At 64.4% G+C, this 13,663-nt stretch carries 15 protein-coding genes and 1 pseudogene; 9 read left to right on the top strand and 7 right to left on the bottom strand.

Annotated features, from left to right (window positions below):
• Positions 1–67: 67 nt before the first annotated feature.
• The gene (gene aroC, locus ACQKPE_RS11350; protein WP_427665823.1) at positions 68–1,159 is read right to left on the bottom strand and encodes a chorismate synthase; all 1,092 of its coding nucleotides are present in this window, start codon (positions 1,157–1,159) and stop codon (positions 68–70) included.
• A gap of 175 nt (positions 1,160–1,334) precedes the next feature.
• Between aroC and ACQKPE_RS11345 the strand changes: the two genes are divergently transcribed.
• On the top strand, positions 1,335–2,291 hold the full coding sequence (locus tag ACQKPE_RS11345) for an alpha/beta hydrolase (protein ID WP_427665822.1): 957 nt from the start codon (positions 1,335–1,337) through the stop codon (positions 2,289–2,291).
• 91 nt (positions 2,292–2,382) lie between these two features.
• Positions 2,383–3,165 (top strand): hypothetical protein, encoded by a 783-nt coding sequence (locus ACQKPE_RS11340; protein WP_427665820.1) that lies wholly within the window; start codon positions 2,383–2,385, stop codon positions 3,163–3,165.
• A gap of 35 nt (positions 3,166–3,200) precedes the next feature.
• Here ACQKPE_RS11340 and prmB read toward each other — a convergent pair whose 3' ends face one another.
• Entirely contained in the window at positions 3,201–4,109 is a 909-nt protein-coding gene (gene prmB / locus ACQKPE_RS11335) for a 50S ribosomal protein L3 N(5)-glutamine methyltransferase (protein WP_427665818.1), read from the bottom strand.
• A gap of 177 nt (positions 4,110–4,286) precedes the next feature.
• Here prmB and ACQKPE_RS11330 point away from each other — a divergent pair, with 177 nt between their 5' ends.
• The 5 genes from ACQKPE_RS11330 to ACQKPE_RS11310 all read left to right on the top strand — a co-directional run bounded on the left by ACQKPE_RS11330 (position 4,287) and on the right by ACQKPE_RS11310 (position 6,974).
• Complete coding sequence (locus ACQKPE_RS11330) at positions 4,287–4,877, top strand: cysteine hydrolase family protein (protein WP_427665816.1); 591 nt, start codon at positions 4,287–4,289, stop codon at positions 4,875–4,877.
• Positions 4,878–4,964: 87 nt separating this feature from the next.
• Complete coding sequence (locus tag ACQKPE_RS11325; protein WP_427665815.1) at positions 4,965–5,285, top strand: hypothetical protein; 321 nt, start codon at positions 4,965–4,967, stop codon at positions 5,283–5,285.
• A gap of 69 nt (positions 5,286–5,354) precedes the next feature.
• Positions 5,355–5,915 carry a Smr/MutS family protein gene (locus ACQKPE_RS11320; RefSeq protein WP_427665813.1) on the top strand — a complete coding sequence of 187 codons (561 nt, stop codon included), beginning with the start codon at positions 5,355–5,357 and terminating at the stop codon, positions 5,913–5,915.
• A 69-nt stretch (positions 5,916–5,984) separates the two neighbouring features.
• The gene (gene folE, locus ACQKPE_RS11315) at positions 5,985–6,530 is read left to right on the top strand and encodes a GTP cyclohydrolase I FolE (protein ID WP_427665812.1); all 546 of its coding nucleotides are present in this window, start codon (positions 5,985–5,987) and stop codon (positions 6,528–6,530) included.
• 72 nt (positions 6,531–6,602) lie between these two features.
• On the top strand, positions 6,603–6,974 hold the full coding sequence (locus tag ACQKPE_RS11310) for a glutaredoxin (RefSeq protein WP_427665810.1): 372 nt from the start codon (positions 6,603–6,605) through the stop codon (positions 6,972–6,974).
• A 69-nt stretch (positions 6,975–7,043) separates the two neighbouring features.
• Here the strand turns inward: ACQKPE_RS11310 and ACQKPE_RS11305 are convergent, their stop codons facing one another.
• Positions 7,044–7,646 carry a glutathione S-transferase family protein gene (locus ACQKPE_RS11305; RefSeq protein WP_427665808.1) on the bottom strand — a complete coding sequence of 201 codons (603 nt, stop codon included), beginning with the start codon at positions 7,644–7,646 and terminating at the stop codon, positions 7,044–7,046.
• A gap of 144 nt (positions 7,647–7,790) precedes the next feature.
• On the opposite strand from ACQKPE_RS11305, the gene ACQKPE_RS11300 reads away from it, so the two are divergent.
• Entirely contained in the window at positions 7,791–8,984 is a 1,194-nt protein-coding gene (locus tag ACQKPE_RS11300; protein WP_427665806.1) for a benzoate/H(+) symporter BenE family transporter, read from the top strand.
• Between the two features lie 40 nt (positions 8,985–9,024).
• On the opposite strand, the gene ACQKPE_RS11295 is transcribed toward ACQKPE_RS11300, so the two are convergent.
• From ACQKPE_RS11295 to ACQKPE_RS11285, 3 genes and pseudogenes are all read right to left on the bottom strand, one after another.
• Complete coding sequence (locus tag ACQKPE_RS11295; protein ID WP_427665828.1) at positions 9,025–9,729, bottom strand: methyl-accepting chemotaxis protein; 705 nt, start codon at positions 9,727–9,729, stop codon at positions 9,025–9,027.
• A 204-nt stretch (positions 9,730–9,933) separates the two neighbouring features.
• A pseudogene (locus tag ACQKPE_RS11290) lies at positions 9,934–10,110 on the bottom strand (methyl-accepting chemotaxis protein); the annotation flags it as partial.
• Between the two features lie 1,005 nt (positions 10,111–11,115).
• Complete coding sequence (locus ACQKPE_RS11285; RefSeq protein WP_427665804.1) at positions 11,116–11,877, bottom strand: SDR family oxidoreductase; 762 nt, start codon at positions 11,875–11,877, stop codon at positions 11,116–11,118.
• Between the two features lie 230 nt (positions 11,878–12,107).
• On the opposite strand from ACQKPE_RS11285, the gene ACQKPE_RS11280 reads away from it, so the two are divergent.
• Positions 12,108–13,109, top strand: coding sequence for an NADP-dependent oxidoreductase (locus ACQKPE_RS11280; protein ID WP_427665803.1), 1,002 nt, complete (start codon positions 12,108–12,110; stop codon positions 13,107–13,109).
• Between the two features lie 30 nt (positions 13,110–13,139).
• On the opposite strand, the gene pyrF is transcribed toward ACQKPE_RS11280, so the two are convergent.
• Positions 13,140–13,663 (bottom strand): orotidine-5'-phosphate decarboxylase (gene pyrF, locus ACQKPE_RS11275; RefSeq protein WP_427665801.1); only part of this gene is annotated, 524 nt, incomplete at its 5' end.

The following is a 13,663-nucleotide window of genomic DNA, read 5'->3' as shown; positions in this document are numbered from 1 at the left end:
GCCACTGCTCTCAAGAACGCTATGGTACCTGTGGGAGCGGGCTTGTCCCGCGATGGGGCCGATGGGCTCAAAGCTGCGGCAGAACCGGCGTATTCACGCGAACATCGGCATTCTGCCCACGATGGCGCAGCAGGTGGTCCATCAGCACGATCGCCATCATCGCCTCGGCGATCGGCGTGGCGCGAATACCGACGCAAGGGTCGTGACGGCCCTTGGTGATCACCTCCACCGGGTTGCCCTCGACGTCGATGGAGCGGCCCGGCACGGTGATGCTGGAGGTCGGCTTGAGTGCCAGATGTGCAACGATCGGCTGGCCGGAAGAAATACCGCCGAGGATGCCGCCGGCATTGTTGCTGAGGAAACCTTCAGGGGTCAGCTCATCGCGGTGCTCGGTGCCGCGCTGGGCGACACTGGCGAAACCTGCGCCGATCTCCACGCCCTTGACCGCGTTGATGCTCATCAGCGCGTGGGCCAGCTCGGCATCGAGGCGGTCGAAGATCGGTTCGCCCAGGCCAGGCATCACGCCTTCTGCGACGACGGTGATCTTCGCCCCGACCGAGTCCTGGTCGCGGCGCAGTTGATCCATGTAGGCCTCAAGTTCCGGCACCTTGCTCGGGTCGGGGCTGAAGAAGGCGTTCTGCTCGACGCTGTCCCAGGTCTTGAACGGGATCTCGATCGGGCCCAGCTGGCTCATGTAGCCACGCACCACGATACCCTGGGTGGCCAGGTACTTCTTGGCGATGGCACCGGCGGCCACGCGCATGGCGGTTTCCCGCGCCGAACTGCGGCCACCGCCGCGGTAGTCGCGGGTGCCGTACTTGTGGTGGTAGGTGTAGTCGGCGTGGGCCGGGCGGAACAGGTCCTTGATGGCCGAGTAGTCCTTGGACTTCTGGTCGGTATTGCGGATCAGCAGGCCGATCGAGCAGCCGGTGGTACGGCCCTCGAACACCCCGGAGAGGATTTCCACCTCGTCCGCTTCCTGGCGCTGGGTGGTGTGCCGGCTGGTACCGGGCTTGCGCCGGTCGAGGTCGTGCTGCAGGTCGGCCAGGGAAATTTCAAGGCCCGGCGGGCACCCATCGACAATGGCGACCAACGCCGGCCCATGGCTTTCGCCAGCGGTGGTGACAGTGAACAGCTTGCCGTAGGTATTGCCGGACATGGACGCTCCGCGAATCAGCCTGAATGTGGACGAGGGCGCCAGTATACGGAAAGCCGCAGGTTTGAGAAAAAAAGCAGAAGAAATTCGGATGACGCCACTGTCAGGCCAGCACGACCCAGAACCTTCATCCTCGGCACAGGTCCAACGCTTCATCTCGTTACGCAGTATCCCCACCATGCCCCGCCTCTTCGCCCTGCTCCTGCTGTTCTGCGCCACTTTCGCCCAGGCCGCTCCCAGCGTCCTGCAACGCCCCATCGACCTGGACACCGGCCACGGCGTGCTGCACGGCTCCCTGCTGTTGCCCCAACAAGCCACCCCACCGCCGGTGGCGCTGATCCTCGCAGGCTCCGGCCCTACCGACCGCGACGGCAACAACCCGGCCTCCGGGCGCATCGACAACCTCAAGCGCCTGGCCTGGCTGTTGGCCGGCGAAGGCATCGCCAGCGTGCGCTACGACAAACGGGGTGTGGCCGCCAGCCAGCCCGCGGCCCCTGACGAGCGCGACCTGAGCGTCGAGGGCTACGTCGCCGATGCCGTCGCCTGGGCACAGCAGCTCAAGGCCGACCCGCGCTTCGGCCGGCTGATCCTGATAGGCCACAGCGAAGGCGCCCTGATCGCCAGCCTCGCCGCCGACCAGGCCGGCGCCAGCGCCGTCATTTCCCTGGCCGGCAGCGGACGACCGGTGGCCGACGTGCTGCGCGAGCAACTGGCCCAGCGCCTGCAACCGGCGCAACTGGCACGTGGCAACGCCCTGCTCGACCGCCTGCAGGCCGGCCAGTCGAGCCTGGACGTACCGACGCCCCTGCGCGAGGTTTTCCGCCCCACGGTGCAGCCTTACCTGATCTCGTTGTTCCGCCAGGACCCGGCGGCGGCATTCGCGCGCCTCAAGGTACCGGCGCTGATCGTTCAAGGGCGCAATGACGTGCAGGTCGAAGTCGGCGATGCCGAACGCCTCAAGGCGGCCAAGCCGGATGCCCAACTGGCGCTGATCGATGGCATGAACCACATGCTGCGCATCAGCCCAAGGGCCATGCACCTGCAACGTGACAGCTACCTCAACCCCGAACTGCCACTGGCCCGCGAGCTGGGCCAGCGAGTAGTGGAATTCATCCATCAACTGCCCTCGGCCTGAGGGTTGCGCTCAGGTCTTGGCGCAGGCTGCCGATAACGCAGGCATGAGACGGTGACACTGTCGTCGCTCCCTGCACTTGAGGACAGCCCTGATGACCGATGCACCCGCCGCCGAGGCAACCGAGGAACAACCACCGCAAAGCGCTCCACTGCCCTGGGCCGACCTTGCCGCCGAACACTTCCAACTGCTGCGCCTGGCGCCCCTGCCCACCGATCGCAACAGCGGCGCTCGGCCGCTGCGCTTCGTGCAATTCGGCTACGCCGAGCGCCATGACCAGGCCAACAGCCTGCTGCGCATGGAAATTCGCCTGCCCGGGCAAAAGGTGCGCAAAGAGCAGAACCAGCTGGATATCCGCGTCGACCACGAGCAACGTGTGATCCGCATCGGCGATGAGGCCGGCCTGCAACTCGAACCGCTGAACCGCGGCCTTGGCCGCTATATGCTGGCCCAGGCCACCCAGTGGCTGCAGCGCAAGTGGTCGCACTACCGCATCGAAGGCATGGCCCTGCCCAGCAAGGATGCCCTCAACGAAGACTCGCGCCTGCGCCGCGACCACCTGCTGCGCAGCGCCGGGCTGGAGCTGCAATATGCCGACGGGCAGATGCTCAAGGCGCGCACCCTCGATGCGCCGGTCGGCCAGCTCAAGGGCGGCTGGAACAGTGAGAAAGTGCAGCGCGTCGACATGATCGAGGCGGCCTCGATGCTGCAACAGGCCGAACAGAAGTTGCAGGAGAAAGAAGCGCAGTTGCGCGAGCGCGACGAGCGCGTGGCCAAGTACCGCCGCGAGGACAGCGGCCTGCGCTTCACTATCACCTGCCTGGTGGCCTTTGCGGTGTTCCAGGCGGGGCTGTTGATCTGGATCGCCACTCGCTGACATAGCAGGGGCCGCGCAGCAGCCCCCGCTTCAACTCACACCCGAGCCTTGAACAACGCCTGGTGCTCACGGCACTGCTGAGCCGTCAGCATGAACACCCCATGCCCACCGCGCTCGAACTCCAGCCAGGCAAAGTCCACTTCCGGGTACAACGCCTCGACGTGCACCTGGCTGTTGCCCACCTCGACGATCATCAGGCCCTTTTCGGTCAAGTGGTCGCCCGCCTCGGCGAGCATCCGCCGCACCAGGTCCAGCCCGTCGTTGCCGCAGGCCAGGCCCAGCTCGGGCTCATGGTGGTACTCGGCCGGCATGTCGGCGAAGTCTTCGGCATCGACGTACGGCGGGTTCGACAGGATCAGGTCGAAGCGCTGCCCCGGCAGGCCGGCAAAGCCATCGCCCTGCACGGTATAGACCCGCGCGTCCAGGCCATGGCGCTCGATGTTCTGGTTGGCCACCTCGAGTGCATCGAACGACAGGTCGCCCAGTACCACCTCGGCCTCGGGGAACACGTCGGCAGCCACGATGCCGATGCAACCGGAGCCGGTGCACAGGTCGAGAATGCGTGCAGGTTCGTGCGCCAGCCACGGCTCGAAGCGTTTTTCAATCAGCTCGCCGATGGGCGAGCGCGGCACCAGCACCCGCTCGTCGACAATGAACGACATCCCGCAGAACCACGCCTCGCCCAGCAGGTAGGCGGCCGGCACACGGTCCTCGATGCGCCGCTTGAGCAAATGCTGCAGGCGCACCCGCTCGTCGTCTTCGAGCTGGCAATCGAGGTAGCTGTCGGCGATTTCCCAGGGCAGGTGCACGGCCCCCAACACCAGCAGGCGGGCTTCGTCCCAGGCATTGTCGGCACCGTGGCCGAAGAACAGGTCATGCTCATGGAAGCGGCTGACGGCCCAGCGGATATGGTCGCGCAGGGTGCGCAGACGGGATGTGATCACGGGTGACTCCTTTTCAGACAGGACAAAAGTCTAACAGCCCGCTGGCTGAAATGTTCCACCCGATCCCGCCAAGCTAGCCAGAGGCCAGTAACCACGCCACTTACGTTGTCAACCATTCACATTGGCGCCAAGGCGAGGGAGAATAGGCGCAGAAAAGCCCTATCCAAGGAGCCCTTGATGTCCGTTCCAACCACGATGTTCCGCCTCAGCGGCCGCGACTACCCGCCGGCCAAGCTGGGCCAAGCCAGCCTGATCGTCATCGACGCACAGAAAGAGTACCTCAGCGGTCCTCTGACGCTGTCGGGCATGGACGAGGCCGTGGCCAACATCGCCCGGTTGCTCGAAGCCGCTCGCAAGGCCGGGCGCCCGATCATCCATGTTCGCCACCTGGGCACCGTCGGTGGCCTGTTCGACCCACAGGGCAGCCGCGGCGAGTTCATTCCCGGCGTGGAGCCGCGTGACGGTGAGATCATCATCGAAAAGCGCATGCCCAATGCCTTCAAGAACACCAAGCTGCACGAGACGCTGCAAGAGCTTGGCCACCTGGACCTGATCGTCTGCGGCTTCATGAGCCATTCCAGCGTCAGCACCACCGTGCGCCGGGCCAAGGACTATGGTTATCGTTGCACCCTGGTGGAGGATGCCTCGGCCACCCGCGACCTGGCCTTCAAGGACGGGACCATTCCCGCCGCACAGATCCACCAGTGCGAAATGGCCGTGATGGCCGACAACTTCGCCTGTGTTGCCCGCACCGCCAGCCTGATCTGACCCAGGCCGCACCGACCGCCCGGCCGCCGGGCGGAACCCGAGGCGCGCCTCCAGGTCGAATTCCGGATACCTACAGAGGAAATCGGAATGAAGCTCAAAGGCACTTTCGACGCCAAGCGACTGCGCCCACGCGAACCCGGTAACTGGGGCGCACGCCTGGCAGCCGGGTTGTCGGCCCTGCTCGCGACCTTGGGCATTCTTCTGGCCATGGCCGGTATTGCCGGCCTGCTGGGCAACTACCAGGCGTTCGCCGAACTCAATGCCAACCGCCCACTGTCGATCACCTTCGCCCTGGGCGGGCTGGTGCTGTTCTGGCTGGGCATACGCTTCTGGCGTCGCAGCCGCATTCGCTTGCGTCGCAGCCGCGAACTGAACTTGTCGCCACACTTGATGAAGCGCCACGACTGAGCGTTTCGACACAACACTGCAAGCAGGAAAAGACTCGCGTAAACTACGCCGCCCCAAGTGGAGGCACACATGCAAGACGACGACTTTTCCCTCTTCCGCGGCGAGGTGCGCGGCGTCAAGCCGATCCAGCACGACCGCGCCGAAGTTGGCAAGCCCAAGGCCGACCGCAAGCAACTGGCTGGCCTGCGCCAGGCAGCCACCGTGCGCAGCGACCAGCCGCTGGTGATCGACGGCATGTCCGACCAGTTCGTCATCGATGTCGGCGCCGAGGATGAATTGATGTGGCGCCGCGACGGCGTGCAGGAAAGCCAGGCGCGCAAGCTCAAGCTCGGCCAGGTGCCTTTCGAGGGCAGCCTCGACCTGCATGGCATGACCGTCGAGAAAGCCCGCGAGACCCTGTGGGACTTTCTCGCCGAAGCCACCAAGCTGGAAGTGCGCTGTGTGCGCGTTACCCACGGCAAGGCGGCGCGCCTGGATGGCAAGCGGCCAATGATCAAGAGTCACGTCAACACCTGGCTGCGCCAGCACCCCCAAGTGCTCGCCTTTACCTCCTGCCAGGCCCGCCACGGCGGCACCGGTGCGGTGTACGTGATGCTGCGCCGGACCATGCTCGAAGGCCGTGACGAGTGACGTCGTGCTTGCAGCGTTGCCTTCACAGCCGTAACCTTCGCCTTTGCGTTTTTTCCCACAGGTAGATACATGTCCCTGGAACAGAACTACACCGCGATTCTCAGCCAGATCGGCGAGGACGTTTCCCGCGAGGGCCTGCTTGACACGCCCAAGCGGGCTGCAAAGGCCATGAAGTACCTTTGCCGCGGTTATGAGCAAACCCTGGAAGAAGTCACCAATGGTGCGCTGTTCAGCTCTGACAACAGCGAAATGGTGCTGGTCCGGGATATCGAGCTGTATTCGATGTGCGAGCACCACATGCTGCCGTTCATCGGCAAGGCCCATGTGGCTTACCTGCCCAAGGGCAAAGTGCTGGGCCTGTCCAAGGTCGCGCGCATCGTCGACATGTATGCCCGCCGCCTGCAGATCCAGGAAAACCTCAGCCGCCAGATCGCCGAGGCGGTCGCGCAAGTCACCGGCGCCGCGGGTGTTGCCGTGGTCATCGAAGCCAAGCACATGTGCATGATGATGCGCGGTGTCGAGAAGCAGAATTCGAGCATGATCACTTCGGTGATGCTCGGCGAATTCCGCGAAAACGCCGCCACTCGTAGCGAATTCCTCAGCCTGATCAAGTGATCGGCGCGTAGTTCGAAGCCGACCCGTTGGGTCGGCTTTTTATTTTCCGTAGTGAATGTTCAGGAGTTGCCCATGATCGTCAAAGCCCTGCGGGTCGGCCTCGGCCAGCTCATCGTGTTCGGCGACTGGATCAGCCGCCCGGCCAAGCGCAAACGCGATGCCGCCGCCCAGGCTCAGGTCGAGCGAGAGGCCCAGGGCCTGGCGCTGTACCAGTTCCATGCCTGCCCCTTCTGCGTGAAGACCCGCCGCACCCTGCACCGACTCAACGTGCCGGTGGCCTTGCGCGATGCGAAGAACGATGCGCAGCACCGCCAGGCACTGCTCGAGGGTGGCGGCCGGGTGAAAGTGCCGTGCCTGCGGATCGAGGAAGAGGGCCAGGTGACTTGGATGTATGAGTCCAAGGCCATCATTGCCTATCTCGATAAGCGTTTCTCGGCGATCTGAGCCGGCAGCCGCCAGACAGTAACGGCCCAATCGCGGGACAAGCCCGCGATTGGGCCGTTGCAGATGTCCTCAGTCAACCATCGCTACATGCTTCGGATGGCTCGCCACTCGCTCCAGCCAGGCCCGCACCGCCGGATACTCCGCCAGGTCGAAGCCGCCCTGGTGGGCTACATGGGTATAGGCATACAGCGCCACGTCGGCGATGGAGTATTGATCGCCCACCAGGTAGGGCGTCATCTTCAGCTGCTTCTCCATTACCTTCAGCGCCTTGTAGCCGCCCTTGTGCAGCTTGCGGTATTCCTCCAAGCGCTCGTCCGGCAGCCCCAGGTAGAACTGGATAAAGCGCGCCACGGCAATGTAAGGCTCGTGGCTGTACTGTTCGAAGAACTGCCACTGCAATACCTGGGTACGCAAACGCGGCTCGCAGGGCAAGAACTCGCTGCCATCGGCAAGGAAGTTGAGGATGGCGTTGGACTCCCACAGGCAGGTGCCATCTTCGAGCTTGAGCACCGGCACCTTGCCATTGGGGTTCATGGCCAGGAACTCGGGCGTTTCGGTTTCGCCCTTGAGGATATCCACCGGGAGCCATTCATAAGGGCGGCCCAACAACGCCAACATCAGCTTGACCTTGTAGCAATTGCCCGACTGGAAATCTCCATACACCTTGTACATCGCCCCTCCCCCTCTCGCGCAGTTGCAGATCCGAGCCCAATAGTTGGGGACTGTACGGTTAAATGCAATGGCGGCTGTATGACAAGGCTCTCCGCACAAGACGGTAGTCTGCAATAAATGCTTACACGCACAAGGAATCACCCCATGACCGACGCCACTTCGGCGCGCCTGCGCCCTCTGTCGGACACCTCCCCTTCCGCGGTAGTCGCAGGCTTTATCGCGATGCTCACCGGTTACACCAGCTCGCTGGTACTGATGTTTCAGGCAGGCCAGGCAGCAGGCCTGACCAGCGGGCAGATTTCCTCATGGATATGGGCGCTGTCGATCGGCATGGCGGTGTGCAGCATCGGCCTGTCGTTGCGCTACCGCACGCCGATCACCGTGGCCTGGTCGACCCCTGGCGCAGCCTTGCTGATTACCAGCCTGGGCGGCGTGAGCTATGGCGAGGCCATTGGCGCCTACATCACCTGTGCCCTGCTGGTGCTGGTATGCGGCCTGACCGGCAGCTTCGAGCGGCTGGTGCGCCGCATACCGGCGTCCCTGGCCTCGGCGCTGCTGGCCGGCATCCTGTTCAAGATCGGCAGCGAGATCTTCATCGCCGCCCAGCACCGCACGCTGCTGGTACTGGGCATGTTCTTCAGCTACCTGCTGGTCAAGCGCCTGTCGCCACGCTACTGCGTACTGGCCGCGCTGGTGGTCGGCACGGCGCTGTCCGGCGCGTTGGGGCTGCTGGACTTCAGCGGCTTCAACCTGGAAGTGGCCAAGCCGGTGTGGACGACACCAAGCTTCTCCCTGGCCGCGACCATCAGCATCGGCATCCCGCTGTTCGTGGTGGCCATGACCTCGCAGAACATGCCTGGCGTTGCCGTGCTGCGCGCCGACGGCTACCAGGTGCCCGCTTCGCCGCTGATCACCAGCACCGGTCTGGCCTCGCTGCTGCTGGCGCCGTTCGGTGCCCACGGGGTGAACCTGGCGGCGATCAGTGCGGCGATCTGCACCGGCCCGCATGCCCATGAAGACCCGGCCAAACGCTACACAGCGGCGGTGTGGTGCGGGATTTTCTACGGCATTGCCGGTGTGTTCGGTGCCACCTTGGCGGCGCTGTTCGCCGCGCTGCCCAAGGAGCTGGTGCTGTCGATTGCCGCCTTGGCGCTGTTCGGCTCGATCATGAACGGCCTGAGCGTGGCCATGGGCGAAGCGCGTGAGCGGGAGCCGGCGTTGATTACCTTCATGGTCACGGCGTCGGGGCTGACGCTGTTCTCGATCGGCTCGGCGTTCTGGGGGATCGTGGCGGGCGTGATCACGCTGATGATTCTGAGCCCGCGCAAGGTGAAGTAATTTTAGTCGTCTGTGTCGGCCCTTTCGCGGGCACAGACGACTACAACCGGAAATGCCCGACCATCCCCTTCAGCTCATCGCCCAGTTGCGCAAGCTCCACACTGGAGCGCGCATTGTCACGCATCGCCAGCGCCGCCTGATCGGCGCTTCCACGAATCTGCGTCACACTGCGGCTGATCTCCTCGGCCACCGAGCTTTGCTGCTCGGCCGCCGCGGCAATCTGCTGGTTCATCTGCTGGATCAATGACACCGCCGAAGCGATGCTGCCCAGCGCGCTTTCAGTGTGCAGCGCATCGGCCACCGCCAGGCGCACCAGTTCGGTACTGCCGCGAATCTGCGTCACCGACTGCTGGGCATTGCCGCGCAGGCTGGCGACCAGGCGCTCGATTTCCTCGGTCGACTGCCGGGTCCGTCGCGCCAGGGCGCGCACTTCGTCGGCCACCACCGCAAAGCCCCTGCCCTGCTCTCCAGCTCGCGCTGCCTCGATGGCCGCGTTGAGCGCCAGCAGGTTGGTCTGCTCGGCAACGCTCTTGATGACCTCGAGTACATCGCCAATGGTATGAATCTCGGCACTCAGGCTGTCGATACCCGCGCTGGCGGTTTCTGCAGCATCCGCCAATTGCTCGATACGCTGCATGCTGCGACGCACCACCTGCTGGCCAGACTCGACCTTGTCGTCGGCATCCTGCGCCGCCTGGGCGGCTTCCTCGGCGTTGCGTGCCACATCGTGCACGGTGGCGGTCATCTGCTGCATGGCCGTGGCCACCTGCTCGGTTTCTTCTTTCTGGCTGCCGACCTCGCGGTTGGTCTGCTCGGTCACCGCCGACAACGCCTGGGCGTTGCCCGCCAACTGCTCAATACCATGCTGCAAGCCGCTGACGATGCCGGACAGCCCTGCGGCCATCTGCTGCATCGCCAGGGTCAGTTGGCCGACCTCATCGCGCCCGACCACCTGGTTCTCGACCACCAGGTCGCCCGCTGCGATACGCTGGGCGCTGGCAATCACCCGCTTCAGCGGGCCAACCACCGCGCGGGTAATGAGCCAGGCAGCCACGATGCCCACCAGCAGCGCCAGCGCCGTGGCGATGGCAATGGCCAGGGCGTTGCGCGTCAACTCGCCCTGCATGCTCTGTTCCTGCGTGGCGTAGGCCTGGTCGACGCGCGCGGTGACCTGCTCGGCGCTGGTTTGCAACTGCGCCTTGATGCCCTGTTCCTTGGCCAGCAGGTCGGTGTATTCGTTGAGCTTTTCCGAGAAGCTGGCGATATGCCCGGCCACCTCGTTCAGCACGCTCTGGTAGCCCGGGTCATCGACCGAAGCCTTGAGCTGCTCGACCAATGTCGCAGCATCGACGGTCTGGGCGATGCGGCCCTGCTCCACGGTATCGTCGCCCTTGCGGCTCTTCTCCAGGCGCACCCGCGCCTCGTCCATGGCCTGCAACATCAGGCGCGACACTTGTGAAACCTGCGCCGCCTGGTCGAGGAACTCAGTGCCCTTCTCGCCTTGGGATTGCTTGAGGGTATAGGCGCCATCGTCGGCAAGGCCGGACTGCAACACATCGAGGTTATTGGCGACACTGGACACCGACCAACTGGCCATGTCCAGCGCCAGTTCCTTGGACTGCACGACCTCGACGAAGGCATCGAAGGCCTTGCCGTAGGCGGTAAGGTCCGACTCCGTTGCCGCCAGGGTCGGCAGGCCACGCACGCGCTCGACCAGGCCTTGCAGGCCGCTGCGTAGGGTGTCGGCTTCCTTGATGTCGGAGCGCAGGGCGAATGCCTGCTCGTGCTGGCGCAGGCGCAGCAGCTCGGTATTGACCTGGCCCATCTGCCGCAACCCGTCGAAACGCTGCCCAACGCTTTGCAGGGCAATGATGCCGATGGCCGCGACCGCCAGGGTCAACAGCAGCACCAGGGCAAAGCCCAGGCCGAGTTTGCGGGCCATGCCCAGGTTGCCCAGACGACTGTGCTTGGTCGACCCCATCGCCGCTTCCCCCTTGCCCTTCAGGTTTTCCCGAAGGGCAAGAGTGACAATGGCGCGGGCGTACCGACAAGAGCCCGACGTCAGAATGGTGTCAAATAGCTATGAACCTGTCGTTTTCAGCTAACTGCGGGTCGCCCGGCCCGGCGGTTGTCAGATCGCCGTGGCGCCACCGTCCACGGTCAGGCTGTGGCCCGTGGTAAAAGCCGCGCCATCGCTGCACAGGTAGAGTACTGCCGAGGCGATTTCCTCGACCTTGCCGATGCGCCCGACCGGGTGCATGGCGGCGGCGAACTCGGCCTTGCGCGGGTCAGCCTCGTAGGCACGGCGGAACATGTCGGTGTCGATCACCGCCGGGCACACCGCGTTGACCCGAATGCCCTTTTTCGCATACTCGATGGCCGCCGACTTGGTCAGGCCGATCACGGCATGCTTGGAGGCTGCATAGATGCTCATCTTCGGCGCGGCGCCCAAGCCAGCCACGGAGGCGGTATTGACGATGGCCCCACCGCCTTGGGCGAGCAACAGCGGCAGCTGGTACTTCATGCACAGCCACACGCCCTTGACATTGACGCCCATGATCGCATCGAACTCCGCCTCGCTGCCCTCGGCCAGGCGGCCCTTCTCGATCTCGATGCCGGCGTTGTTGTAGGCGTAGTCCAGCCGGCCGTAGGCCTCGACGATCTTCTCGTGCAACTGGCGAACATCGCTGTCGCGGGTCACGTCGCAAGCGACGAACAAGGCCTCACCGCCGGCCTCGCGGATGAGCGCCACGGTACTTTCGCCACCCGCCACGTCGAGGTCAGCTACCACCACCTTGAGGCCCTCGGCGGCGAACGCCTGGGCGGTTGCCCGGCCAATCCCTGCCGCACCACCGGTGACCAGGGCGACCTGGCCGGAAAAAGTCATGCTCATCGTTGCTCCTGCACAGAGAAAGGAAGTCGAGTCTGAGTCTAGTCAGTGCACCACCCGGCTGGGCAGCATCATCAGGAGCACGGTTGAACTACCATGGTTTGCAGTGATTGTGCCTGCAATCCCGCATCACCCACGTGGATCGCCCACCATTCGCCTTGCCAGTGAAGCTTGTCGGCGGGTGTACCGCGCACTATCAACAGGCTTTGCCTAATAACGAGCGAGAAACCGCCATGACCCAGACCAACCGTCGCTTCCTGCTGGCCAAGCGCCCTGTGGGCGCCGTGAGCCGGGACGACTTCACTTTCGAACAGATCCCTGCCGCCGAGCCTGCCGAAGGTCAAATCCAGGTGCGCAACCTGTACCTGTCGCTGGACCCAGCCATGCGCGGCTGGATGAACGAAAGCAAGTCGTACATCCCACCCGTGGGCCTTGGCGAGGTGATGCGCGCCTTGGGCGTGGGCGAAGTGGTCGCCTCTGCGCATCCGGACTACAAGCCCGGTGACCATGTCAGCGGTGCCCTCGGGGTGCAGGACTACTTCACTGGCGAGCCCAAGGGCTTCTACAAGGTCGACCCGCGCCTGGTGCCACTGCCCCGCTACCTTTCGGCCCTGGGCATGACCGGCATGACTGCCTACTTCGCCCTGCTGGAAGTCGGCCAGCCGAAGGAAGGCGATACCGTGGTGATCTCCGGTGCTGCGGGCGCGGTCGGCAGCATCGTTGGGCAGATCGCCAAGATCAAAGGCTGCCGTGTGGTCGGTATCGCCGGGGGCGCGCAGAAGTGTGCTTATTTGAAGGACGAGCTGGGCTTTGACGGCGTCATCGACTACAAGGCCGAGGACGTGCTGGCCGGTCTCAAGCGCGAGTGCCCAAAGGGCGTGGATGTCTATTTCGACAACGTCGGCGGCGACATCCTCGATGCCGTGCTGACCCGTATCAACTTCAAGGCCCGTATCGTCATCTGCGGGGCCATCAGCCAGTACAACAACAAGGAAGCGGTCAAAGGGCCGGCGAACTATTTGGCGCTGCTGGTCGCCCGCGCACGCATGGAAGGCTTCGTGGTGATGGATTACGTCAAGGAATACGGCAAAGCCGCACAGGAGATGGCCGGATGGATGGCCAGTGGCAAGGTCAAGAGCAAGGAGGATGTGGTGGAGGGGTTGGAGACCTTCCCCGAAACGCTGCTCAAGCTGTTCAAAGGGGAGAATTTCGGCAAGTTGGTGTTGAAGGTCTGAGGGCCGCTTGGCGGCCCTCGAGAGCTCGGATCAACCGCGAATCTCGGCGACCACGGCGGCCAGCGCTTGGGCTGGGTCTGCCGCCTGGCTGATCGGGCGCCCGATCACCAGGTAGTCGGAGCCCGCGTCCAGGGCCTGACGCGGGGTCAGGATACGGCGCTGGTCATCTTGGGCACTGCCAGCCGGGCGAATACCCGGCGTCACCAGTTGTAGCGACGGGTGCGCGGCCTTCAGCGCCGGGGCCTCCAGGGCCGAGCACACCAGGCCGTCCATACCGGCCTTCTGCGCCAGGGCCGCCAGGCGCAGTACTTGTTCCTGCGGGTCGACATCCAGGCCGATACCGGCCAAGTCTTCGCGCTCCATACTGGTCAGCACGGTCACGCCGATCAGCAGTGGTTGCGGGCCGCTGCGCTTGGCCAGCTCTTCACGGCAGGCCGACATCATGCGCAGGCCGCCGGAGCAATGCACATTGACCATCCACACGCCCATCTGCCCCGATGAAATGCATTGACCTGGGTAGCAGAGCGTGAATACACTCTGCCGAAAAGCAAGTT

It is taken from the genome of Pseudomonas sp. NPDC089554 (genome assembly GCF_050280645.1).
GTDB lineage: Bacteria > Pseudomonadota > Gammaproteobacteria > Pseudomonadales > Pseudomonadaceae > Aquipseudomonas.
Note: the sequence above shows the minus strand (reverse complement) of the source record. Positions and strands in the feature narration are given on the sequence as shown.

Coding starts and splice junctions, on each gene's coding strand:
- ACQKPE_RS11325 (WP_427665815.1), top strand. CDS start 4,965: ATGAAGCTCAAAGGCACTTTCGACGCCAAGCGACTGCGCCCACGCGAA.
- aroC (WP_427665823.1), bottom strand. CDS start 1,159: ATGTCCGGCAATACCTACGGCAAGCTGTTCACTGTCACCACCGCTGGC.
- ACQKPE_RS11330 (WP_427665816.1), top strand. CDS start 4,287: ATGTCCGTTCCAACCACGATGTTCCGCCTCAGCGGCCGCGACTACCCG.
- ACQKPE_RS11320 (WP_427665813.1), top strand. CDS start 5,355: ATGCAAGACGACGACTTTTCCCTCTTCCGCGGCGAGGTGCGCGGCGTC.
- ACQKPE_RS11300 (WP_427665806.1), top strand. CDS start 7,791: ATGACCGACGCCACTTCGGCGCGCCTGCGCCCTCTGTCGGACACCTCC.
- ACQKPE_RS11280 (WP_427665803.1), top strand. CDS start 12,108: ATGACCCAGACCAACCGTCGCTTCCTGCTGGCCAAGCGCCCTGTGGGC.
- ACQKPE_RS11340 (WP_427665820.1), top strand. CDS start 2,383: ATGACCGATGCACCCGCCGCCGAGGCAACCGAGGAACAACCACCGCAA.
- ACQKPE_RS11295 (WP_427665828.1), bottom strand. CDS start 9,729: ATGACCGCCACCGTGCACGATGTGGCACGCAACGCCGAGGAAGCCGCC.
- ACQKPE_RS11310 (WP_427665810.1), top strand. CDS start 6,603: ATGATCGTCAAAGCCCTGCGGGTCGGCCTCGGCCAGCTCATCGTGTTC.
- folE (WP_427665812.1), top strand. CDS start 5,985: ATGTCCCTGGAACAGAACTACACCGCGATTCTCAGCCAGATCGGCGAG.
- ACQKPE_RS11305 (WP_427665808.1), bottom strand. CDS start 7,646: ATGTACAAGGTGTATGGAGATTTCCAGTCGGGCAATTGCTACAAGGTC.
- ACQKPE_RS11285 (WP_427665804.1), bottom strand. CDS start 11,877: ATGAGCATGACTTTTTCCGGCCAGGTCGCCCTGGTCACCGGTGGTGCG.
- ACQKPE_RS11345 (WP_427665822.1), top strand. CDS start 1,335: ATGCCCCGCCTCTTCGCCCTGCTCCTGCTGTTCTGCGCCACTTTCGCC.